We start from the raw sequence: 20,830 nt of genomic DNA, 5'->3' as shown, positions 1-20,830 counted from the left end.
CGCGGCTCAGCAACCAGTGGCGCGTCATCTGCCCCGATCTGCGCGGGCGCGGCGATAGCGATTACGCGCGCGATCCGATGACCTATTCCCCGGCGCAGTACTTCGATGATCTGGAAGCACTGCTTGAAGATCAGGCCATCACGCGCTTTGTGGCGATCGGAACGTCGCTCGGCGGGCTGCTGACGATGATGCTGGCAGCGCGCGCGCCCGAGCGGGTGGCGGCGGCGGTGCTCAATGATATCGGGCCGGAGATCGACCCAGCGGGCCTTGCACGTATCCGCGAATATGTCGGGCAGGGGCGCAGCCACGAAACCTGGGTCCATGCCGCACGTGCGCTTCAAGATACCTTTCGCGAGGCTTATCCGCGCTATGGTCTGCCCGATTGGTTGCGCATGGCCAAGCGCGTGATGGTGATCGGCACCGGCGGACGGATCGTATTCGATTACGACATGAACATTGCCGTCCCGTTCGAAGCTGCTGAAAATGCGGTCCCTGCGCCGGACATGTGGCCGATGTTCGATGCGCTTGCCGGGCGTCCGGTGCTGGTGCTGCGCGGCGGGCTTTCAGACATCCTTTCGGCTGATACCGCCGCGCGCATGGCGGCACGCGGGCCCGATATCGAGCTGGTGACATTGTCCGATGTCGGCCATGCGCCCACGCTGGACGAGCCAGAGAGCATCGCTGCGATCGACGGCCTGCTCGCCCGCGTTTCGTGACCGATCCGGCTGCGGCGGGCCGGCTGCGCGTCCTGCACCTCCATTCCACCTTCAACGCCGGGGGCAAGGAGCGGCGCAGTGCGGCGCTGATGGGCCAGTTTGGACCGGGGATCGATCATAGCATCGTATCGGGTGAGCCGGGCGCGCTGGGTGCGCGTGCGCTGATTCCACGCGGCATCTCGGTGCAATACCCGTTTGGTTTTCCGCCCCTCGCTGGCCGGTTCGGGGTGCGGCGGTTGCAAACGCTGGCGCGGGCGATGCGCGGCTTCGATCTGATCCTGACGTATAACTGGGGCGCGATGGATGCCGCGATGGCGCACGCGCTGTTCGCGCCGTCGCTTGGCCTTGCGCCGCTGGTGCATCATGAGGATGGCTTCAATGCCGATGAGGCGCAGCGGCTGAAGCCTGCACGCAATTGGTATCGCCGCATCGCGCTGGCCCGGGCAAGCGCGATGGTGGTGCCTTCGCGCCAGCTTGAGGATGTTGCGCTGCGCATCTGGCATCAGCCGCGCGGGCGGGTTCAGCGCGTGGCGAACGGCATTCCGACGCGCGCCTTTGGCAAGGCGGCGCGGCCCGATGCCCTGCCGCGCCTGATCAAGCGTCCGGGTGAGCTATGGCTGGGAACGCTCGCTGGGCTTCGCCCGGTCAAGGCGCTGCCGCGGCTCGTGCGTGTTTTCGCCGGTTTGCCTGAGCACTGGCAACTGGTCATCGTGGGTGAAGGCAGCGAGCGCGAGGCGATCATGCGCGAGGCGGCAGCGCAAGGGATCGAGCACCGCGTGCATCTGCCCGGCCATGTCGATGATCCGGCGGTGGCTGCGGCGCTGTTCGATCTGTTCGCGCTCTCTTCCGATAGCGAGCAGTTCCCGCTTTCGGTGATCGAGGCCATGGCCGCCGGGCTCGCGGTGGCAAGCCCGGCGGTCGGGGATGTCAGCGAGATCGTTGCGAGCGACAACGCGCCATATATAACGCCTGCCGGCGACGAAGCCGCGCTGGCCGCGTCGCTTGCTGCGCTCGCTGCCGACGAAGGGCTGCGCCGCCGCATTGGCGCTGCCAATCAGGTGCGCGCGGCGCGTGAATTTGATGAAGCCGCGATGGCGCAGCGTTATGGCGCAATCTATGGCGCAGCGCTTGGGCGCAATTCGTTCCCGTAAACCTCACATTCAGTGGGGGACACCCATTGCTATTCGGGTTGAATTGGCGTGCTCATTCGCTAAACACCTGCGACTACTGCATGTTGCAAGCCCATCAATGGTCACTTTGAAAGCGTCGCCTTGGCTTTAAAATCGGATAGTACGCCGCCCGCCATTCCCAAGTCCGGCGCGGTGAATGCTGCGCAGCAGGATGTGTTCGCACGCGAAGTCGATGATGCGATGCGCGAGGACCAGTTGCGCATCGCTTTGCGCAAATATGGCATTCCAGCGGGGGTAACTGTGCTCGCCGGGTTGCTCGGTCTTGCCGGTTATCTTTGGTATAATGATCATCAGCAATCGCTGATCGGCGCGCAGAGCGAGACATTTGCCCTTGCGCTCGATCAGATCGAAGCGGGCCGCACGGGAACCGGCAAAGATACCTTGGCGCCGCTGAGCAAGACCGGCAGCGCCGGATATCAGGCCGCAGCCAGGCTGACCGACGCCGGGATACTTCTCGAACAGCGCAAAGATGCGGCGGCAGCAACGATTTTTGCCACACTGGCCGGCGATGCCAGCGCGCCGAAGCCATTTCGCGATCTTGCCACGATCCGTGAGATCGCGATCAAATTCGATGCCCTTCCCGCCGGTCAGGTCATTGATCGGCTGCGCCCGCTCGCGGTGCCGGGCAATCCCTGGTTTGGCAGTGCTGGCGAACTGGTCGCGATCGCCTATCTGAAGCAGGGCAAATCAAGCCAGGCGGGGGCATTGCTGGCCGCGATGGCCAAGGACAAAACGATTTCGCCATCGCTACGCCAGCGCGCACGCCAACTGGCTGGGCAACTGGGCGTCGATGCTATCGATAGCGCAGAACTCGCGCGCATCGGCGCGCCGCAATGACAAGGACAATCTCGATGAATGGCAGCAGCCGCTTTGGCCGCAGCAGCATTGCTGGGGCGATGGTGCTCGCCCTCGCCCTCGCCCTCGCCCTCGCGCTCAGCGGATGTGGCATTGGCAAGCAGAAGACCAAGTCGACTCCCACGATGGGCGAGCGGATCCCGGTGCTCTCGCGGATTGAGGCGGGAACCAAGGTCGATGCCGGGATGTCGGCCATCGAAGTCGTGCTGCCGCTGGCCGAAGCCAACGCTGATTGGCCGCAGGCAGGCGGCACCGCATCCAAATCTTATGGCCATCTCGTGATGGGTGTTTCTCCGCGCAAAGTGTGGAGCGCCCACATCGCGGGTTCGTCGCCCAAACAGCGGCTCGCAGCATCGCCAGTGGTTGGCGCGGGGCGCCTGTTTGCAATGGATAGCCAAGGCATCGTCCATGCGTTCGATGCGCAGTCTGGCCGCCAAATCTGGCAACAAAGCTTCCGGCTGCGCGATAGCGCAACCTCGTCGTTTGGCGGCGGCGCGGCCTTTGACGATGGCAAGCTCTATATCACTACAGGCCTTGGCGAAGTCGCCGCGTTGGATGCCGCGTCGGGCGCGATCAAATGGCGGGTAAAGCCTGCTGGCCCGCTGCGCGGTTCGCCAACGATCGGTTTTGGCGCCGTTTATGTGATGACGCAGGACAACCAGATCGTCTCGCTCAACGAGGCGGACGGTGCTTCGCTGTGGAATGAATCGGGCTCTGTCGCGCAGACCGAGGTGTTCGGCGTTGCCGCCGCCGCCGCCGGGCAGGGCACGATCGTGGCGGGTTACAGTTCGGGCGAACTGGTGGCTTATCGCTATGAAAACGGCCGCCAGTTGTGGTCGGACGCGCTGGCGCGCACCAGCATCGCCACCAGTGTTTCCACGCTGACCGATATTGATGCCGATCCGATCATCGAGCGCGGGCGAGTTTATGCGTTGGGTCAGGGCGGGCGCATGGCCGCCTATGAACTGGTCACCGGGCAGCGCGTCTGGGAGCTCAATCTCGCCGGAATTTCCACTCCGGCTGTCGCGGGCGAATGGATTTTCACGCTAACCGACGAGGCCAAGCTGCTGTGCATCGCCAAAAGCACAGGCAAGGTGCGGTGGATGACGCAATTGAAGCGCTATCGCAGCGTGAAGAAGAAAAAGGGACCGATCTTCTGGACGGGGCCAGTGCTCGCCGGCAACCGGCTGTGGGTGGCCAATTCGCTGGGCCAGATCCAGACGGTTTCCGTGACCGAAGGCACCGCTACCCCGTTCGATAGAGTGGGCTCGCCGGTTTCGCTGGCTCCGGTGGTTGCCGGAAGCACGCTGTATGTGCTCGACGATGGCGGGCGGATCACCGCCTTTCATTAAGCTTTTGCGCTCACGCGAAGCTTGATCATACACACTTTGCTCATGCTTGGGTGGTAAAGCCTCTTGCCATGAGAGCTATTCCTTCGCGCCCGCCAAGCGATGTTTCCGCAGGAGTGGGCCTGTCCGGTTTGGTCGGTCTGGCCGTTTGGGTGCTGATTTGCCGCAATTGGGGCGTGATCGGCGATGCGCTGGCTTTGCCCGGCCCACATGCGCCGCTGTCCGGGCCCAATGCGGCGCTGGCCGCCTTGCTCTTTTCGGGCACGCCAATGGTGCTATGGTCGCTGTTGGTAGACAAGGTTCACTTGCGTGCCTCCACCGGCATCGATTGGGCGCGTCCCCGGCCATTGCGCGATGTGATTGATGGCTCGATAACCAAGATCGCCGGACTTTGGGCCACATGGTCGATCATCGCCTTTCTCTATTGCCTCTGCCGCTGGTATTGGCGCGGGCAGTATCTGTTTGCGATGGACCTGCTGACCACGATTGCCCCGCTGATGTTTCTAGGAGCTATCCCTTATGTGCTGTGGCTCGATCGGGTGCTGATCAATCCGCGCGACGGCGCGTGGCATTTCGGCGCGATGCTGATCGGCCGCGAGGCTTGGGACCCCGCGGAGGTTGCGCACCATGCGCGCGCCTGGGCGGTGAAGGGCTTTTTCTGCGCGTTCATGATCTCGATCCTGCCCGGCGGGTTTATCGCCGTGGTTGGCATGGATTGGCAGCAGGAAATCGGCAATCCCGTCGCGCTCGGCAATGCCCTGATCGAGACGATGTTCATGGTCGATGTGCAGATCGCGATGGTCGGCTACTTGCTGACGATGAAGCCGCTCGATGCGCATATCCGCACCGCCAATCCCTATCTCGCCGGCTGGCTGGCTGCCTTGATCTGCTATCCGCCGTTCATCCTGATGGGCGAGGGCGATGTGCTCGATTATCGCACCAATAGAGCGGAATGGACGCACTGGCTCGCCGGGTATGATGGCCTGCTGTGGATCTGGGCCGCGCTGCTGCTGGTGCTGACCGGCATCTATGCATGGGCGACGGTCGCGTTTGGCCTGCGCTTTTCAAACCTGACCTATCGCGGCGTGCTCACCAATGGCCCTTATGCCTTCACCCGCCATCCGGCTTATCTGTCGAAGAATATCTTCTGGTGGCTCACCTCGCTGCCATTCCTTACCACCACCCATTCACCGGTGGACGCGCTGCGCAATACGGTGATTTTGGGCTTGGTCAGCGCGGTCTATTATTGGCGCGCCAAAACCGAGGAGCAGCATCTGCTGGCCGAAGACGCCAAATACCGCGAGTATCATGCGTGGATGGAGCAGCATGGGCTGATCACCAGCCGTCTGGCGCGGCTCAGCCGCTTAACCGCGCGCGGCGGGCCGGTGGCGCAGCCCGCGGAGTAACGCTGTAATTCCTGCACCCCGGCGCAGGCAGGGGCTTCAGTCAGGATAAACACCACGTTTGCAGCGGCGTGCCCGCAGCCCCGGCCTTTGCCAGCGCGCGGTCAGGTTCAGACCGCTTCGCCTTCGTCCGTGTCGAATATGCGGATATCGCGGCCGAACAGGCCCAGATCGCCGCGCTCGGCGGCCCAGGTCTTCATATGCTCGCTGTGAAAGTGCGCCATCAGCGCCGCGCGGTCGCGCCATTTCTCGCTGACATGGATGACTTCGGGATCGAACAGATCGCGCGCATAGCTATAGGCGATGCAGCCGTCCTCGGCGCGCGTGGCCATGACGACTGCCTCCGCCATCGGCAGCGCGCGTTCGAGGTTTTGGACCGGCATCCGGAATGTGCCCATTACGATGATCATGGCGTCCTATCCTGTTCCTGTCCGGCTCTAGTCAGAAACTCTTGGCGGCATAAATGTGGCTTACATCGCCGCCCCATGCCCCGTGGTAAAGCGCGAGCAGGCGCTCGGCCGGGGTAATGCCGCTGCTGACGATCTCGTCTAGCGGCTGGAGATAGCCGGTTTCGTTATCGCCCGCGCCATTCAGCCGCGCCCGCGCCGCCAGCCCGCCGCGCGCGATGCCGAGCACCTCAGCCGCGACATCGCGCAGCTTGCCGCCGCCCCCGTTAAATGAATTGGGCAAGGGAGCATCAAGCCCTAGGCGGGGTACGCTCGCGCGCAATTCCTCGCGCCCCGGCATGTCCCAATCCTTCACCAGATCCCAAGCGGCATCGAGCGCGCCCTGATCATAAAGCAGGCCGACCCATAGCGCGGGCAGCGCGCAGATCCGGTCCCACGGCCCGCCATCCGCGCCGCGCATTTCAAGAAAGCTCTTGAGCCGCACTTCGGGAAACGCGGTCGACATGTGGTCGATCCAGTCAGAGCGGCGCGGCTTCTCGCCCGGCAGCACCGACAGCTTGCCATCGAGGAAATCGCGGAACGAGAGCCCCGAAGCATCGATATAGCGCCCCTCGCGGAACACGAAATACATCGGCACATCGAGCATATAGTCGACATAACGCTCATAACCGAAGCCATCATCGAACACGAACGGCAACATGCCAGTGCGCGCGGGATCGGTGTCCGACCAGATGTGGCTGCGATAGGACAGCATGCCGTTGGGCTTGCCCTCCAGAAACGGTGAGCTGGCAAACAGCGCGGTGGCGAGCGGCTGCAACGCGAGGCTTACGCGGAACTTTTTCACCATGTCTTCCTCGCTCGAATAATCGAGGTTGGTCTGGATGGTGCAAGTGCGCAGCATCATGTCGAGCCCCATCGTGCCCACGCGCGGCATGTGGCGCAGCATGATCTCATAGCGCCCCTTGGGCATGATCGGCAGCTCGGCGCGGGTTTTGTCGGGCCACAGGCCAACGCCCAGATAGCCGAGGCCAAGCTTGTCGCCGATGGCTTTGACTTGCGCGAGATGGCGGCCCGTTTCGGCGCAGGTCTCGTGCAGATTTTCGAGCGGGGCGCCCGAAAGCTCAAGTTGTCCGGCGGGTTCAAGGCTGACCGCGCCATCGACACCGCTCATGGCAATGACTTTGGGGCCATCAGGTCCGTCTTCCTCGATCGGCTCCCAGCCATACTCTTGCAGCGCCATGAGCAGGTCGCGGATGCCGCCGGGCTCGTCATAAGAAGGCGCGCGGTGATCGGCGGTGCGATAGACGAACTTTTCATGCTCGGTGCCGATGCGCCAAGCCTCGCGCGGTTTTTCGCCGCGCTGCATCGGCTCGACCAGTTGGTCGCGGTTTTCGATCAGCGGATCGGCCTTGGTCGAAACTTGTCTCGTGCTCATGAACGCCCGTTAATCCTTACAGCGTTCCGGCGCCAGCCGAAAACATGCGGGGTGGGGGGCGGAGCCGCCGGGCTAGTCAAGCGAGCGCGGTGCCCAATCGCCGACCGTGCCCATCCATAGCGCTGTGCCCGCAACAGCTGCGGTCTCGGCGCGCAGGATCCGCGGGCCAAGCGTGATGGCCACAGCGGCGGGGTGCGCCCGGATCGCACTTCGCTCGGCATCGTCAAATCCGCCTTCGGGGCCGATCAGCAACGCGGCGGGGCCGGGAAACATGGCGAACGCGGCGGCTGCGGGCACTCCGCCCGCCTCATCGGCAAAAAACAACCGCCGCCCATCGGGCCACTGCTTGAGCAGCGCGTCGAGCTTGGCGGTTTCTTCCAAAGCGGGCAGCGCGGTGCGCGCGCATTGTTCGGCCGCCTCGGTCATGATCGTGCGCGCGCGCTCGGGGTTGAGCTTGTCGGCCACGCAGCGCCGGGTGAGCACCGGGTGCAGCGCCGCGACGCCGAGCTCGCTGGCCTTTTCCAGCACGAGATCGAAGGCGGCCTTTTTGACCAGCGCGGGGCAGAGCCAGAAATCGGGCACATCTTCGCGCGGGCGCAGCCGCGCTTCGACGACAAGCACCACATCGCGCTTGCCCGCTTCGGCCACGCGCGCCGCCCATTCTCCGGTCTGGTCATCGCACAAGATCACCGCGTCGCCGGGTGAAACGCGCATCACCTTGCCCAGATAATGCGCCTGCCCGCCCTCAAGCGGAATGGATGCGCCCTCGGTCAAAGGACCGGGGACGAAGAGGCGAGGGGCCGACTTGGGCGGCCAGGCGGGGGTGGCGGTCATACCTGCAGGCCCTAGCCGATTGCGCGCGGCAGGGCTATGCCGCACGCCATGAATGCCGATCCGTTTGCACCGATCGTTCCCGATAGCGAACACAAGGGGTTAGTCGCCCTGCTGCCCCCCTTTGCCCGTGATCTGGCGTTGCTGGCGCGGTTTGACCGGCCGATCGGCTGGTGGTTGCTGTTCTGGCCCTGCGCGTGGGGATTGTTTCTGGCCGGAGGAACGGGGCGCTGGGGTATGGTCGCGTGGTTGCTGCTTGGCTCCATCGCCATGCGCGGCGCTGGCTGCGTCTACAACGATATCGTCGATGCCGATCTTGATGCCCGCGTGGCGCGCACCGCCGCGCGCCCGGTGGCGAGCGGGGCGGTTTCGAAGAAGGCGGCGTGGGTGTGGCTGCTCGCGCTCTGCGGCGTCGGCTTGATCGTGCTGCTGCAATTGCGCTGGGAAGCGCAAGCCGTGGCGCTCGGCAGTCTGGGGCTGGTCGCCGCCTATCCCTTCATGAAGCGGATCACCGGCTGGCCGCAAGCGTGGCTGGGGCTGGTGTTCACCTGGGGCGCGCCAGTGGGGTGGATCGAGATCACAGGGTTTGACCGGTTGGCCCCGCTCGCCGCGCTTTATGCAGGATGCTGGGCCTGGTGCATGGCCTATGACACGATCTATGCGCTGCAAGACCGGGAAGACGATGCGCTGGTCGGCATCGGGTCCTCCGCGCGCTCGTTTGGCCGCCATGTGCGGGCAGGGGTGGCGGGGCTCTATGCGATGGCGCTCGGCTGCTGGGTTGGGGCAGTATGGCTGGTGCGACCCGATGTGCTGGCGCTGGCGGCGCTGCTGCCGCTCGGCGTGCAGTTCATTTGGCAGGTGCTCACGCTCGATACCGCCAATGGCGAAAACGCGCTGGCGCGGTTCCGCAGCAACCGGTTCGCGGGCGCGCTGATGGCGGCGGCATGCTTCGTGGTCGGCGCGGCGGCTCAGGCGTAGCTGACCAGTTCAAACTCGATCCCGTCCCAATCAAAGAAATAGAACCGGCGGCCCGGTTCGTAGTCCATGTGATTGAACGGCTCGAGCCCGGCCTCGATCACCACCTGCTCGGCGGCATCCAAGTCATCGACCAGGATGCCGATATGCTGGAGCGGCTGGCCCTTGGCAAAGCGCCCCGCAAGCGGCTGCTCGCTTTTGTAGAGCGCGATATAGTCCTTCTCGCCGCCCAGATGGATGGTCCAGCCACCCAGTTGCGAAGCCCCGCGCCAGCGCTCATGCCAGCCACAAAGTTGTGCAAGAAACGTAGCAGAACGATCGGGATCGCTGACGCTGATGTTGACATGTTCGAGTCTCGCCTGTGCCATCGATTTTACATTTCCCTACTAGTCCGAATCGGTATTTGCCCTTATGCGACCTCAAGCGCACTTGAGGTCAAGAGTCGTGGGGCCGGATTTCCGATGAATCGTAACGATATTATCCCGATCGGCGTTCTTGCGCAGCGCACCGGCCTCGCGGTGTCCGCCATCCGTTATTACGAAGAACGCGGGCTGATCACCTCGCTGCGCACCAGCGGCAACCAGCGGCGCTTTTTGCGTTCGGACATTCGCCGGCTCAGCTTCGTGCTGATTGCGCAGAAGCTGGGCCTCGGCCTAGGCGAGATCGAGCGCGAAATGGCCTCGCTGCCGGCCGGGCGCACGCCCACCGTGCTCGATTGGCAGCGCATCAGCCGGTCGCTGCGCAAGGAGATCGACGGGCGCATCCAACTGCTCACGCGCACGCGCAACAAGCTGGATGAATGCATCGGCTGCGGCTGCCTCAGCCTCGATCGCTGCCAGCTTTATAACAAGGAAGATCGCGCCGGGGCCGGAGGGCCGGGGCCGAGGTATGTGCTGGATCAGGCCGTTCCCGATGCAGGGCGGCCCGCCCCTACCCCGCCGCCAGCAGTTGCTCCGCGCCGCCTAGATCGACGCTGACCAGCCGCGAAACACCCGGCTCAACCATCGTTACGCCAAAGAGGCGGTGCATCCGGCTCATCGTCACCGCGTTGTGCGTGACGATCAGATAGCGGGTGCTGGTTTCCTCCACCATCGCGTCGAGCAAGTCGCAGAAGCGCTCGATATTGGCATCGTCGAGCGGCGCATCGACTTCATCGAGCACGCAGATCGGCGCGGGGTTGGTGAGAAACAGCGCAAAGATGAGCGCCACGGCGGTTAGCGCCTGTTCGCCGCCGGACAGCAGCGTAAGCGATTGCAACCGCTTGCCCGGAGGTTGCGCAAAAATCTCAAGGCCTGCTTCCAGCGGATCGTCGCTGTCGACCAGCGCCAGATGCGCCTCGCCGCCGCCGAAAAGCCGCGCAAACAGGCGGCGGAAATGCCCATCGACCGCTTCGAACGCCGCCCGTAGCCGCTCGCGCCCTTCGCGGTTGAGACTGCCGATCGAGCCGCGCAGCCGGTGCACCGCCTCGATCAATTCGGCCTGATCGCTGATCGTGCTGGCAAGCTGCGTCTCGGCAGCCCCTAGTTCTTCAACCGCAACCAGATTGACCGGCCCGATCCGCTCGCGCTCGGCGGTGAGCCGGTCGTGATCTGCGGATTCGCTGGCCGCGCTCGCCACTCCGGCGGAAGCGAAACCGAAGCGTTCGGGCAACAGCGGCGGCGGGCATTGAAAGCGTTCGCCCGATATTCCGGCCATCTCCTGGCGGCGCTGATCCTCGTTCTCGGCGCGCGCGGCCGCCCCTGCGCGGGCTTCGCGCGCGCTGGCCAGCGCTTCACCAGTGGCGGCCAGCGTGGTTTCAGCAGCGCGCGCCGCCGTCTCGCAAGCAACCAGCGCGGCCTCGGCCTCGGCCAGTTCGCGCGCCATAAGCGCCGCGATGGGCCCGCCAGCCTCGATTTCCCGGCGCAGGCTTTCGGGCTTGGCGGCAAACACCGCGCGCTCGCCCGCCAGTTCGTCAGCGCGGTCGCTCATTTCGGCAAGCCGCTGCGCCGCCTCGCCGGCCCGCCCCTGCCAGCTGCGGATGTCGCTGCGCATTGCGCCAAGTCGCTCCCGGCCGACCGCCAAAGTCTGCTCAAGCGCGGCTGCATCCCTCGTGGCAACTTGCAAGGCGGTGCGCGCGCGGTCGCTCTGAAGGCGCACTTCATCAAGGGTTGCGCGCCCTGCGGATGGATCGGGCAGCGCGGCGCGGCGCTCTTGCGCGGCGCTTTGCTCGGCCTGCGCAGCGGCGCGCTGTTCCGCCAGATCCGCGCTCACCCGCTCCAACTCAGTTCGGCGTGCATCGCGGCGCGACCGCGCGGCCTCGGCCTGATCGAGCGCGCGCAGCGCTGCGCGCTCGGCGTCTGCCGCAGCAGACAGGGCGCGTTCCGTCAGCGCCAGTTCGCCTTGCACCCCGGCCAGCGCCGTGCGGGCCGCTTCGTTCGCGCGCTCGGCCTGATCGAGAGCGCTGCGCCGCATCGGCAGCATACCCTCAAGCTCGGCAAGGCGGTTCTCCGCTTCCAGCACGGCTGCTTCTGCTGCGCCTTCGCCGCGTGCGATAAAGCCATCCCAGCGGCGCAAATGCCCATTATGCGTGACGAGCCACTCGCCCGGTGCCAGTTCTTCGCCTTGGTCCTGCGGCGCAACGCGCACCAGCGCCAGCCGCGCGGCAAGCTCTGGCGGGCAATGCATGACATGGTGCGCGAGCGAATCGCGCAGCGGCGCAGGGGCGGTCGCGCCGGCCCAGAAACGCCCTTGCGCATCCGCCGGTGCCGGCCCCAGCGGCGCGGCGGCATCGCGCCCGAGCACGGCCGCGACCGCGCGTTCATAGCCCGGCGCGGCGCGCAGCGCGGCCAGAGCGCTCTTGCCCCGGCCCTTCGCAGCGGCCGCTTTCGCGCGTGCCTCCCTGTCGCGGGAGAGCGCGGCGGCTTCCCGCTCTATCCCGGTCATTTCGGCGCGCGAAGCGGCCAGCGTCCCGGCTGCATCGTCGCGCGCGCTGGTCAAGGCATCGCGGCGCTGCATCAGGGCGCTGCGTTCGGCATGGGCATGTTCGAGCGCCGCGGCGCATGTCGCACGGCGTGCTTCCGCCTCGGCGATCTGCGCCGCGGGATCGGTTTCGCGCGCCGCGGCCTCGGCCAATGCCGCCTGCCGCGCCTGCTCGGCGTCGATGCGCAGGAGGCGCTGAGTGGCGGCGCCCAAGGTCGCCTCGGCAATCCGCCATTCGGCCTCGACCCCGGCTTGATCGGCGACTTTATGGGCAAGCTGAAGCTCCGCCGCGCGCGCGGCCTGATCGGCGGCTTCCTGCGCGGCCAGCACATGGGCGCGGCGCGCTGTTTCCTCTGCTTGCGCGTGCTCCGCCTCGGCGATGCTCAATTCAAGCTGTGCCGAAGCGGCGGCGGCATCGCCGGTGAGGCGCTCGGCTTGGCTGCGGTCGGCCTCTATGCGCTGGAATTGGCGGTCGATATCCGCGAGGCGCTGCGCCGCGGCCTCAAGCTGCGAGGTGAGGCCGGCGAGCCGCTGCGTATGCGCGGTGGATTGCTGACGCCGCTCGAACAGCGCGTCGCGCGCGGCGGCGGATGCAGCGGCAGCGTCATGCTGGGCGGTTGCGGCTGCTTTTGCGCACGCCTGCGCCGTGCTGACCGCGGCTTCGGCTGCGGCGGCCTCTGCGCGTGCGGTTTGCGCGGCGCTGGCGGCATCGCGCCAACGCGCATAGATCATCCGCGCCTGTGCCAGCTTAATCCGCTCGCTCACGGCCTTATACCGTTCGGCGGCGCGGACCTGGCGTCGCAGTGTGCCAATTTGCGCCTCCAATCCGGCGAGCAAATCTGCCAGCCGGCCGAGGTTGGTTTCGGTCGCGCGCAGTTTGACCTCGGCATCGCGGCGGCGCACGTGCAGCCCGGCGATCCCCGCTGCCTCTTCCAGCATCATCCGCCGTTCGGTCGGGCGCGCCGCGATGACCGCCGCGATGCGTCCCTGGCTCACGAGCGCGGGGCTGTGTGCGCCGGTGGCGGCATCGGCGAAGGCCAGCCCCACGTCCCTGGCGCGCACATCCTTGCCGTTGATCCGGTATGCCGAGCCCGCACCGCGTTCGATCCTCCGGACCACTTCAAGTTCGCCGCCGCCCATTTCGGCGGTCAGCATCACCTCGGCAAAGTCGCGTGCCGGGCGGCGGGCGGTGCCGGCGAAGATGACATCTTCCATCCCGCCGCCGCGCAGCGAGCGTGCCGAGCTTTCACCCATTACCCAGCGGATCGCTTCGAGCAGATTGGATTTGCCGCAGCCATTGGGGCCAACCACGCCGGTAAGGCCCTGCTCGATCCGCAATTCGGCAGGTTCGACAAAGCTCTTGAAGCCTGACAGTTTCAAGCGCTTGAATTGCATTGTCGCGGGCCGCGCCGTCTCCCCGGGTCTGGTCCCGAGCGACATCAGCCGCGCCGGATCATCGCGCGCCCGCTTTTTGCAAGATGGGCTCAAGGCTCTCCCAAGCGGCGACTTCGATGTTCTTGCCGTTTAGCACGAAGCTTGGGGTGCCGGTGATGTTGTAGGTTTCCTCGGCGCGCTTCACCCCGTCGGCCAGCTTCGTCGCGACATCCACTTTGGCGAGGCACATCGCGGCCTGATCTTTGGCAATCCCGCGCGCGGCGAAGAAATCGACCAGCCCGCCGCGCGTGCCGATCACCGAAAAGATTTGAGCTTGCGGGACATTGGCATTCTGCAGTGCCTTGCCCACGGTTTCGAGGCCGGTCAGAATCTCGCGCTGATTGGCATAGACCTGTTCGGTCAGCGCGAAATAGCTTTCGGGCGAGCCGCACCGCGTCAGCATGGCCATCGTCGCGTCGAACGGATCGCGGATGAAATTGCGGAACTCAATGCTGACCCGGCCCGATGCGATATATTCGTCGCGCAGCTTGGGCAGGCCCTTCTCTGCGAATTCCGCACAATGCGAACAGGTGAGCGAGGCAAATTCGATCAGCTTGAGCGGTGCCTGCGGATTGCCCATCAGGTAGCCATCATCCGCAGTCTTGGTGATGACATCGGCCCATGCCTTGCCCGCTGGCGGCGCGATCTTGGCGATGGGTGCCCCGGCAGCAGCGCCCGCCGCGCCATCTTCCTTCTGGTTGCAAGCGGCAAGCCCGAGCAGAAGCGGGGCAGCGAGCAGGATGAGGGCAGATTTCATAAGCAGCATTTGCTCCTGTTGCAGCAATGGGATGAACTGGACTGGGTTAGCCGATAGTGCGGATGGATTGAAGAGCGCCGGCGCGCGAAGTCTGCGAGGAGGATATTGTCCTGCTTATCTCAGCCGCGCCTCGACTTGCGGCTTCAGTGTCTCCCAAGTCGTGGTTCCTGCCAGCGGCAGACCATTGAGCAGGAAGCTGGGTGTGCCCGTCACAAAATCGTTGTCGGCCGCTTCTTTGGTTTGCTTGGCCAGCCGATCGGCCAGCGGCTTATCGGCGAGGCATTGATCCACCACTGCGCGGTTAAAGCCGCGCCGCGCCATGATATCGTAGAACTTGAGGTCGCTGGCAATCGCGCGCGTGCGCGCCTTGAAATCGGGATTGGCCCAGCGCTCTCTTTGCCCTGCGGTCAGTGCCATGGCGGGCGCGAGCCATGTTGCTTGGGTGCGCAGGAAGGCCGAATGGGTGCCAAAGAATTTGCCCGGAGGGCCGCAGTGGGTCAGCAACGACACCGTCAGATCGATCGGATCGCGCAGAAAACTGCGCACTTCGAGCGAGCCCTTGCCCGGAGCGATGAAGCCCAAGCGCAATTGCGCGTCGGATTCGGTTTCGAAGTCGGCGCAGTGCGAGCAGGTGTAGCTGATGTAAACGACCAGTTTGACCGGGGCAGCGGGGTTGCCCAGGACATAGCTGTCGCGCGGGGTGCGCGTCACGGTCTGGTTCCAGTTTTGCGCGCGTGCGCCGGGTTTGGCGGGGGCGGCCAGCACTGCCGCGCCGCCCAGCGCGGCTGCGAACAGTCCGAAAGCGATGGTCAGCGTTTTTCTGTGGGCGCTTATCATGGAGCCTTCTTTCCTGCCAAAAGTCATTTACGCGCTGCCATCACAGTGCATTAGCACCGCATTAGCGAGGCATTAGCGCTTGCGGTTTGCTTCGCCAAGGTTGCGTGCCAAAGATTCGAGCACCGTGCGCAGTTCTGGATCGCCGATATCGCGCAAGCTTTCGCCCAATTCCATCGGGATCGGCTTGAGCGAAGGCGGCGCTCCGGTTCCGCTCGGGCGGGCCGCTGGATTAGCGCCGGGCGCCTGAACCTCACCTTGCCGCAGCTTGATCCGCGCTACTGCGCTATAGCCGAAGAAGCGGTTCACGCGTTCGATGATATCGGGCACGACATGCTGGATGAGGGGCGCATGCGCCGGAGTGACGACCAGTTGTAGAATGCCGTCGGCCTTTTCGCCGGGCGGGAAACGGATCGATTCGGGCATGCAATGGCGGGCGTGCGCCGCACCGACGATCTCGGGCCAGCGGGTGACCACCGAACTTTGCACAAACCCGAACCGCCGAAACGCGGTGCGCCCGATGGCGGGCATCAGATCGGCGATCTGCCGCGCCTCGCCGCCGCGCGGGCGCTCATAAGGCTTTGGCGCGGCCTTGGGCGGCGCGCCTTTTCGCGGCGGCGCTTTTGGGGGCAGCTTGGGCGGATCGCTTTCCATATTACGCATCGCCATGCCATAGGCGCCGGGTGCAGGCCAGCGTCCGGGGAGCGAATTCAGTGGTGAACGAACCGGGCACCATCGCCGATTTGCTGCTGGGCTGGTACGATGGCCATGCTCGCCGCCTGCCTTGGCGCAAGCTCCCGGGAGAACCGCGTCAGGACCCCTACAAGGTCTGGCTGTCCGAGGTGATGCTTCAGCAGACGACTGTGGCGGCGGTCGCGCCTTATTTCGGGCGGTTTCTGGAGGCCTGGCCGACGGTCGAGGCGCTGGCAGCGGCCGAGGACGCCGATGTCATGGCGGCATGGGCTGGGCTCGGGTATTATGCGCGCGCCCGCAATCTGCTCGCCTGCGCCCGCGTAGTGGCTGAGCTTGGCAGCTTTCCCGCCAGCGAAGCGGGGCTCCGCGCCTTGCCGGGGGTGGGGGACTACACCGCAGCAGCGGTCGCTGCGATTGCTTTTGGCGAGCGGGCGGTCGTGGTCGATGCCAATGTCGAGCGGGTAGTGACCCGCCTTTGCGCCATCGACACCCCGCTGCCCGCCGCGCGCCCGGCGATCCGCGAGGCCGCCAGCGCGATCACGCCGCAGACGCGCGCGGGCGATTTTGCGCAAGGCATGATGGATCTGGGGGCCACCGTGTGCACCGTGAAAGCGCCGCGCTGCCTGATCTGCCCGCTCGCTGCGCCATGCCTTGCCCGCGCGGCGGGAGAGCCAGAGCGATTGCCAGTGAAAGCTGCGAAGAAGGCCAAGCCGCTGCGGCAAGGCCGCGCTTACTGGATCGAGCGCGATGACAAAGTCCTGCTGGTGACGCGCGCCGGCGCGGGCATGCTCGGCGGCATGCGCGCGCTGCCCGATGATGGCTGGGCCGCGCGGGCCGATGGCAACGGCTCCCCCCCTGCGGCAGGCGCATGGCGCGCAGGTGGTATCGTGCGCCACAGCTTCACGCATTTCGATCTTGAATTGCAATTGATGCTTTGCGCGGGCGTCGATTTGGGTAATCTGCCCGCGGGAGAATTCTGGCCGCTTGAGGATATCGAAGCGGCGGGGCTGCCCACCGTATTCGCCAAAGCCGCTCGCCTCGCACTTGCAAACAGGTAGATCATGCCAAGTCTTGACTCGACGATTTCACGCCGCTCTCTGCTGCGCGGCTCCGCCATGCTTGGTGCAGGGCTGGCTGGCAGCGCGGCCTTGCCCCGCTGGGCTTATGCCAGTGCAGCGGCCGAGGCGCAGTTTCCGGCGGTCGCGCGGATGGTCAGCGATTATGTCGGCGCGAGCAAACTCGCCAACGCGGTCGCCGCGATCGGTTTCGGCGGCGCTCCGCTGATCGAAGTGGCGCGGGGCAATCTGGCGCTCGATGTGCCCCGGCCGGCCGATCTTGACAGTCTCTATCGCATCTACTCGATGACCAAGCCGATCACCGGCATGGCGGCGATGATGCTGATCGATGAGGGCAAGCTGCGGCTCGATCAGCCGATTGCCGATCTGATGCCCAAATATGCCAAAATGCAGGTTCAGGTGACGCCAGATGGTTCGATCACTGAGCTGAAACCGGCGCAGACTCAGATCACGGTGCGCCATCTGCTCACCCACACCGCTGGTCTGGGCTATTCGATCACTCAGAAGGGTCCGCTGAAGGACGCTTATGAGCAGGCCGGGCTGTTGCCGGGGCAGATCACCCGCCTCCCTGTCCCTGGCGTTTTCGCGGGCAAGCCTGTGCCCAGTCTCGCCTTGTTTGCCGACAAGCTGGCGGAGATGCCGCTAGTCTATGAGCCGGGCACGCGGTGGTCTTATTCGGTCGGGCTCGATCTGCTCGGCCGGGTGATCGAAATCGTTTCAGGCAGGCCTTTCGATGCGTTCCTGCAGGAGCGTATTTTCGGCCCTTGCGCGATGGTCAGCACCGGTTTTCGCGTGCCGGTGCGTGAGGCGGGGCGGCTGACAACCAATTACGGCGTGTTCAATGGCGCGCTGGTGCCGATCGATCCGGGCGAGGGTTCGATCTATCTCGATGCGCCGGCGTTTCCGTTTGGCGGCGCCGGGCTTGTTAGCAGCCCGCGCGATTATGACCGCTTCCTCGCAATGTTGCTCGGCTATGGCAAGAGCGGCCCGGAGCGCGTGATGAGCGATGCGGCGGTGCGGCTGGGGGTCAGCAACCTGCTCCCCGCAGGCGCGGATACCGCCAATTCCTGGGCCGCAAATGCCGGGTTTGGCGCTGGCGGGCGGGTCGGCCTTGGCGCAGATGCAGGCACGTTCGGCTGGTCAGGCGCGGCGGGCACAGTCGCCTTTGTCAATTTGAGGGTGGGCGTCCGCGCCGGGTTTTACACACAGTATATGCCCTCAAGCTCCTATCCGATTTCCGACGAATTTCCGAAAGCTCTGCGGGCCGATGTCCAGATGAAGAAGGCAGCATGATGGCCTCTGCGCCCCCGATCGCATTCGCTGGATCGATGATCGACCGCGCCGATCATATCCGCTCTGCGCCTGATAAACTGGGCGAGCTGATGAATTGGCGCGCGCGGCTGTTGTTGCTCGATGGGCTCGATCCGGTGATCGGTGATGATGGCGGGCTGATGTGGGGCACGCTGGCGGATGCTGATCCATTGGCCGAGCTGGTGTTTCTGGGCCTGAACCCCGATGGGCGCGGCTGTTTTGCCGCCGTTGCCCCTGCCTTGATCGGCAGCACCGCGCCGCCCAATCCCCGGCTTTGGGCGGCGATGGCGCAATTGCCGCCTGCCGATCTGGCGACATATGGCGGGGCCAAGGCGCTGGTCGATTGGCATGCGCGCCACCGTTTCTGCGCCCGCTGCGGCCACGCCACCGTGCTCGCCAAGGGCGGCTGGCAGCGCGGCTGCGCCAACGAGGCGTGCAAGGCCGAGCATTTCCCGCGCGTCGATCCGGTCACGATCATGACCGTTGAGTGCGACGGCATGCTGCTGCTGGGGCGTCAGCCGCGCTTTCCCGCGCGGCGCTATTCCGCGCTCGCCGGGTTTGTCGAACCGGGCGAATCAGTCGAAGAAGCGGTGGCGCGCGAAATCTTCGAAGAGGCGGGCGTGCGGGTGCGCGATGTGCGCTATGTCGCCAGCCAGCCGTGGCCGTTTCCTTCCTCGCTGATGATCGGGTGCCATGGCTATGCCGATGATCCGGCGATCGTGATCGACAAGACCGAACTGGACGATGCGCGCTGGTTCACCCGCGCCGAGGTCGAATATGCCATGAACGACCTCAAGATCGGCCGCGAGGACGGTGCCTTCCTCGCCCCGCCGCCCTTTGCCGTGGCGCATCACTTGCTCAAATGGTGGATCGAACAATGAGCCAGCCTGCAAAAGTCACGATCGACATCTGGTCGGATATCATGTGCCCGTGGTGCGTGATCGGAGTGCGCCAGCTTGATGCCGCGCTCGTCGGACTGGAAGGCGAAATCGAGGCGGCGGTGCGCTTCCACCCGTTCGAACTGAACCCGGACATGCCGCCCGAAGGCGAGGACCAGCGCGCACACATCATGCGCAAATATGGCCGCACTGCCGAGCAGGCTGCCGACGCCAGCGAGCGGATGCGCGGCGCGGCCGACAATGCGGGTTATTCGTTCGGCTATACTGGCGAAGGCGAAGCGCCGCCCGCGCGCATGTGGAACACCCGCGCCGCCCACCGCCTGCTGGCGCATGCGCTGCGCGATTATTCGCCGCAAATGCAGGTGCGGCTCAAGCATCTGATGTTCGACGCGCATTTCCGGCAGCGCCGCACCATGAGCGATCCTGCCGTGCTGGTTGATCTCGCAGTGCAGGCAGGCATGGACGGCGAGGCGGCGCAGACCGCGCTGACCGACGCCGATCTCGACGCCTTGGTCGAGGCGGGCGAACAGCAGGCTTGGGACTGGAACATCAGCGGCGTCCCCGCGATGGTGGTCAACGGCAAGTTCATGATCCCCGGCGCGCAAGACCCGCAGACTTATGCCTCGGTGCTGCGCAAGGTTGTGGAGCGAGAGGCGCAGCAAGCGGCGGCGCAGTAAGGGCCTCCGGCGGGCAAGGGCTATTGCCCTTGCATCCCCATGGCCTTCGGTGTGCGGGGAGATCGGGGATCAATGAAAGTATCACCGTGATCCGAGTAGATTTTCAAGGTAATGTTTGAGCGTTCAGAAGGTTCAACCTGCACTCATACCGCCATCCACCGAGAAGTTGGCACCCGTTACATATTGAGCCTCATTAGATAGCAGCCAACAAATGACGCGAGCAACGTCAGCTGGCTGGCCAAGTCGGCCCACCGGGATCATGGCATCAAGCGCATGGACATCACCGCCGGTCACGCGCAGCAGGTTAGGCGTTTCGGTCGCACCGGGGCAAACTGAATTGATACGAATGCCGGAGTTCGCATAATCGAGCGCGGCGGCTTTGGTAAGGCCGACAACCCCGTGCTTCGCTGCCACATAATGCGCTATTCCGGCCACGCCTTTGAGGCCGAAGATAGAGGCGTTGTTGACAATCGCACCACCGCCATTGCGCAGCATAAGCGCAATTTGCGCCCGCATTCCGTTGTAAACGGACTTCAAGTTCAAATCGAACACCCAGTCAGACTCGTCGGCAGTGGTTTCGTGCAGCGGCTTGAAATCTGCGTGTCCGCCCGCATTGTTTACCGCAAGATCCAGACGGCCAAATTCATCTCCGATCCATTCCATCAGGCCTTCCAGATCGGCCCGAACGGTTACGTCGGTTGCGCGGATCACCGCCTTGCCGCCATTGGCTTTTATGCGATCCGCGGCTTCGCGAATGCGTTCCTCACTGCGCCCGGCCAGAACCACTGTCGCGCCCCGCGCGGCAAGAAGTTGTGCGGTCGCCTCACCCATGCCGCTGCCAGCACCAGTGACAACCGCTATCTTCCCATTGAACGACGTCATATTCGATCCTCCAAGAGCCCGATCTGAGACTAATTTGAGTGGGATCAGTGAGGGTTACGGTCGTAGTGCAAAACCCTCCAAACGCTCCCTAAACCAGCCCCAGCTTGGCAAGTTCGCTTGCCATGTTGGATGGCAGCATGGCCGCGCT

20 protein-coding genes are annotated in these 20,830 nt (G+C 64.9%); 11 read left to right on the top strand and 9 right to left on the bottom strand.

What is annotated here, in order from left to right:
• The 5 genes from Q0O40_RS09260 to Q0O40_RS09240 form a co-directional block, all read left to right on the top strand.
• Window positions 1-716: alpha/beta hydrolase (locus tag Q0O40_RS09260; protein ID WP_295528935.1), on the top strand; the 716-nt coding region annotated here is incomplete at its 5' end.
• Window positions 713-1,867 carry a glycosyltransferase family 4 protein gene (locus Q0O40_RS09255; protein WP_295528933.1) on the top strand — a complete coding sequence of 385 codons (1,155 nt, stop codon included), beginning with the start codon at window positions 713-715 and terminating at the stop codon, window positions 1,865-1,867. The genes Q0O40_RS09260 and Q0O40_RS09255, both read left to right, overlap by 4 nt.
• Window positions 1,868-1,987: 120 nt before the next feature.
• Window positions 1,988-2,743: a tetratricopeptide repeat protein gene (locus tag Q0O40_RS09250; RefSeq protein WP_295528931.1), complete on the top strand. Its 756-nt coding sequence runs from the start codon at window positions 1,988-1,990 to the stop codon at window positions 2,741-2,743.
• A 14-nt stretch (window positions 2,744-2,757) separates the two neighbouring features.
• Window positions 2,758-4,113, top strand: coding sequence for a PQQ-binding-like beta-propeller repeat protein (locus tag Q0O40_RS09245; RefSeq protein WP_295528929.1), 1,356 nt, complete (start codon window positions 2,758-2,760; stop codon window positions 4,111-4,113).
• A gap of 68 nt (window positions 4,114-4,181) precedes the next feature.
• Window positions 4,182-5,516, top strand: coding sequence for an isoprenylcysteine carboxylmethyltransferase family protein (locus Q0O40_RS09240; protein ID WP_295528927.1), 1,335 nt, complete (start codon window positions 4,182-4,184; stop codon window positions 5,514-5,516).
• A 107-nt stretch (window positions 5,517-5,623) separates the two neighbouring features.
• Here Q0O40_RS09240 and Q0O40_RS09235 read toward each other — a convergent pair whose 3' ends face one another.
• The 3 genes from Q0O40_RS09235 to Q0O40_RS09225 all read right to left on the bottom strand — a co-directional run bounded on the left by Q0O40_RS09235 (window position 5,624) and on the right by Q0O40_RS09225 (window position 8,189).
• On the bottom strand, window positions 5,624-5,923 hold the full coding sequence (locus tag Q0O40_RS09235) for a putative quinol monooxygenase (RefSeq protein ID WP_295528925.1): 300 nt from the start codon (window positions 5,921-5,923) through the stop codon (window positions 5,624-5,626).
• Between the two features lie 31 nt (window positions 5,924-5,954).
• Window positions 5,955-7,355 carry a glutamate--cysteine ligase gene (locus tag Q0O40_RS09230; RefSeq protein ID WP_295528923.1) on the bottom strand — a complete coding sequence of 467 codons (1,401 nt, stop codon included), beginning with the start codon at window positions 7,353-7,355 and terminating at the stop codon, window positions 5,955-5,957.
• A gap of 72 nt (window positions 7,356-7,427) precedes the next feature.
• Window positions 7,428-8,189 (bottom strand): 16S rRNA (uracil(1498)-N(3))-methyltransferase, encoded by a 762-nt coding sequence (locus Q0O40_RS09225; protein ID WP_295528921.1) that lies wholly within the window; start codon window positions 8,187-8,189, stop codon window positions 7,428-7,430.
• 36 nt (window positions 8,190-8,225) lie between these two features.
• Between Q0O40_RS09225 and ubiA the strand changes: the two genes are divergently transcribed.
• Window positions 8,226-9,164 (top strand): 4-hydroxybenzoate octaprenyltransferase, encoded by a 939-nt coding sequence (gene ubiA, locus Q0O40_RS09220; RefSeq protein ID WP_295528919.1) that lies wholly within the window; start codon window positions 8,226-8,228, stop codon window positions 9,162-9,164.
• On the opposite strand, the gene Q0O40_RS09215 is transcribed toward ubiA, so the two are convergent.
• A complete protein-coding gene (locus Q0O40_RS09215) occupies window positions 9,155-9,529 on the bottom strand; it encodes a VOC family protein (protein ID WP_295528917.1) in 375 nt (124 codons plus the stop codon). The two genes, ubiA and Q0O40_RS09215, sit on opposite strands and share 10 nt — an antisense overlap.
• Window positions 9,530-9,622: 93 nt before the next feature.
• On the opposite strand from Q0O40_RS09215, the gene soxR reads away from it, so the two are divergent.
• Window positions 9,623-10,138, top strand: coding sequence for a redox-sensitive transcriptional activator SoxR (soxR, locus tag Q0O40_RS09210; RefSeq protein WP_295528915.1), 516 nt, complete (start codon window positions 9,623-9,625; stop codon window positions 10,136-10,138).
• Here the strand turns inward: soxR and Q0O40_RS09205 are convergent.
• From Q0O40_RS09205 to Q0O40_RS09190, 4 genes are all read right to left on the bottom strand, one after another.
• Window positions 10,092-13,514, bottom strand: coding sequence for an AAA family ATPase (locus Q0O40_RS09205; RefSeq protein ID WP_295528936.1), 3,423 nt, complete (start codon window positions 13,512-13,514; stop codon window positions 10,092-10,094). The two genes, soxR and Q0O40_RS09205, sit on opposite strands and share 47 nt — an antisense overlap.
• A 58-nt stretch (window positions 13,515-13,572) precedes the next feature.
• Window positions 13,573-14,310 carry a thioredoxin domain-containing protein gene (locus tag Q0O40_RS09200; protein WP_295528913.1) on the bottom strand — a complete coding sequence of 246 codons (738 nt, stop codon included), beginning with the start codon at window positions 14,308-14,310 and terminating at the stop codon, window positions 13,573-13,575.
• A 114-nt stretch (window positions 14,311-14,424) separates the two neighbouring features.
• Window positions 14,425-15,147: a thioredoxin domain-containing protein gene (locus Q0O40_RS09195; protein ID WP_295528911.1), complete on the bottom strand. Its 723-nt coding sequence runs from the start codon at window positions 15,145-15,147 to the stop codon at window positions 14,425-14,427.
• A gap of 72 nt (window positions 15,148-15,219) precedes the next feature.
• Window positions 15,220-15,813 (bottom strand): DUF721 domain-containing protein, encoded by a 594-nt coding sequence (locus Q0O40_RS09190; protein ID WP_295528909.1) that lies wholly within the window; start codon window positions 15,811-15,813, stop codon window positions 15,220-15,222.
• Window positions 15,814-15,860: 47 nt separating this feature from the next.
• Between Q0O40_RS09190 and Q0O40_RS09185 the strand changes: the two genes are divergently transcribed.
• Genes Q0O40_RS09185 through Q0O40_RS09170 form a run of 4 tightly spaced genes read left to right on the top strand, consistent with a single transcriptional unit; the run spans window position 15,861 to window position 19,800 of the window.
• A complete protein-coding gene (locus Q0O40_RS09185; RefSeq protein WP_295528907.1) occupies window positions 15,861-16,895 on the top strand; it encodes an A/G-specific adenine glycosylase in 1,035 nt (344 codons plus the stop codon).
• A 3-nt stretch (window positions 16,896-16,898) separates the two neighbouring features.
• Window positions 16,899-18,206 carry a serine hydrolase gene (locus Q0O40_RS09180; RefSeq protein ID WP_295528905.1) on the top strand — a complete coding sequence of 436 codons (1,308 nt, stop codon included), beginning with the start codon at window positions 16,899-16,901 and terminating at the stop codon, window positions 18,204-18,206.
• Window positions 18,203-19,105, top strand: coding sequence for an NAD(+) diphosphatase (gene nudC, locus Q0O40_RS09175; RefSeq protein WP_295528903.1), 903 nt, complete (start codon window positions 18,203-18,205; stop codon window positions 19,103-19,105). Before Q0O40_RS09180 ends, nudC begins: the two co-directional genes overlap by 4 nt.
• A complete protein-coding gene (locus Q0O40_RS09170; RefSeq protein ID WP_295528901.1) occupies window positions 19,102-19,800 on the top strand; it encodes a DsbA family oxidoreductase in 699 nt (232 codons plus the stop codon). Before nudC ends, Q0O40_RS09170 begins: the two co-directional genes overlap by 4 nt.
• Before the next feature lie 132 nt (window positions 19,801-19,932).
• Here the strand turns inward: Q0O40_RS09170 and Q0O40_RS09165 are convergent, their stop codons facing one another.
• Window positions 19,933-20,682: an SDR family NAD(P)-dependent oxidoreductase gene (locus tag Q0O40_RS09165; RefSeq protein WP_295528899.1), complete on the bottom strand. Its 750-nt coding sequence runs from the start codon at window positions 20,680-20,682 to the stop codon at window positions 19,933-19,935.
• Between the last annotated feature and the right edge of the window lie 148 nt (window positions 20,683-20,830).

The sequence above is a fragment of the Novosphingobium sp. Chol11 genome (assembly GCF_945870625.1).
GTDB lineage: Bacteria > Pseudomonadota > Alphaproteobacteria > Sphingomonadales > Sphingomonadaceae > Novosphingobium.
Note: the sequence above shows the minus strand (reverse complement) of the source record. Positions and strands in the feature narration are given on the sequence as shown.

Excerpts from the sequence above, each read along its gene's own strand:
- Q0O40_RS09245 (WP_295528929.1), top strand. The coding sequence starts at position 2,758 with ATGAATGGCAGCAGCCGCTTTGGCCGCAGCAGCATTGCTGGGGCGATG.
- Q0O40_RS09200 (WP_295528913.1), bottom strand. The coding sequence starts at position 14,310 with ATGAAATCTGCCCTCATCCTGCTCGCTGCCCCGCTTCTGCTCGGGCTT.
- Q0O40_RS09205 (WP_295528936.1), bottom strand. The coding sequence starts at position 13,514 with ATGCAATTCAAGCGCTTGAAACTGTCAGGCTTCAAGAGCTTTGTCGAA.
- soxR (WP_295528915.1), top strand. The coding sequence starts at position 9,623 with ATGAATCGTAACGATATTATCCCGATCGGCGTTCTTGCGCAGCGCACC.
- Q0O40_RS09240 (WP_295528927.1), top strand. The coding sequence starts at position 4,182 with ATGAGAGCTATTCCTTCGCGCCCGCCAAGCGATGTTTCCGCAGGAGTG.
- Q0O40_RS09190 (WP_295528909.1), bottom strand. The coding sequence starts at position 15,813 with ATGGCGATGCGTAATATGGAAAGCGATCCGCCCAAGCTGCCCCCAAAA.
- nudC (WP_295528903.1), top strand. The coding sequence starts at position 18,203 with ATGATGGCCTCTGCGCCCCCGATCGCATTCGCTGGATCGATGATCGAC.
- Q0O40_RS09170 (WP_295528901.1), top strand. The coding sequence starts at position 19,102 with ATGAGCCAGCCTGCAAAAGTCACGATCGACATCTGGTCGGATATCATG.
- Q0O40_RS09195 (WP_295528911.1), bottom strand. The coding sequence starts at position 15,147 with ATGATAAGCGCCCACAGAAAAACGCTGACCATCGCTTTCGGACTGTTC.
- ubiA (WP_295528919.1), top strand. The coding sequence starts at position 8,226 with ATGCCGCACGCCATGAATGCCGATCCGTTTGCACCGATCGTTCCCGAT.
- Q0O40_RS09235 (WP_295528925.1), bottom strand. The coding sequence starts at position 5,923 with ATGATCATCGTAATGGGCACATTCCGGATGCCGGTCCAAAACCTCGAA.
- Q0O40_RS09225 (WP_295528921.1), bottom strand. The coding sequence starts at position 8,189 with ATGACCGCCACCCCCGCCTGGCCGCCCAAGTCGGCCCCTCGCCTCTTC.
- Q0O40_RS09215 (WP_295528917.1), bottom strand. The coding sequence starts at position 9,529 with ATGGCACAGGCGAGACTCGAACATGTCAACATCAGCGTCAGCGATCCC.
- Q0O40_RS09180 (WP_295528905.1), top strand. The coding sequence starts at position 16,899 with ATGCCAAGTCTTGACTCGACGATTTCACGCCGCTCTCTGCTGCGCGGC.
- Q0O40_RS09230 (WP_295528923.1), bottom strand. The coding sequence starts at position 7,355 with ATGAGCACGAGACAAGTTTCGACCAAGGCCGATCCGCTGATCGAAAAC.
- Q0O40_RS09165 (WP_295528899.1), bottom strand. The coding sequence starts at position 20,682 with ATGACGTCGTTCAATGGGAAGATAGCGGTTGTCACTGGTGCTGGCAGC.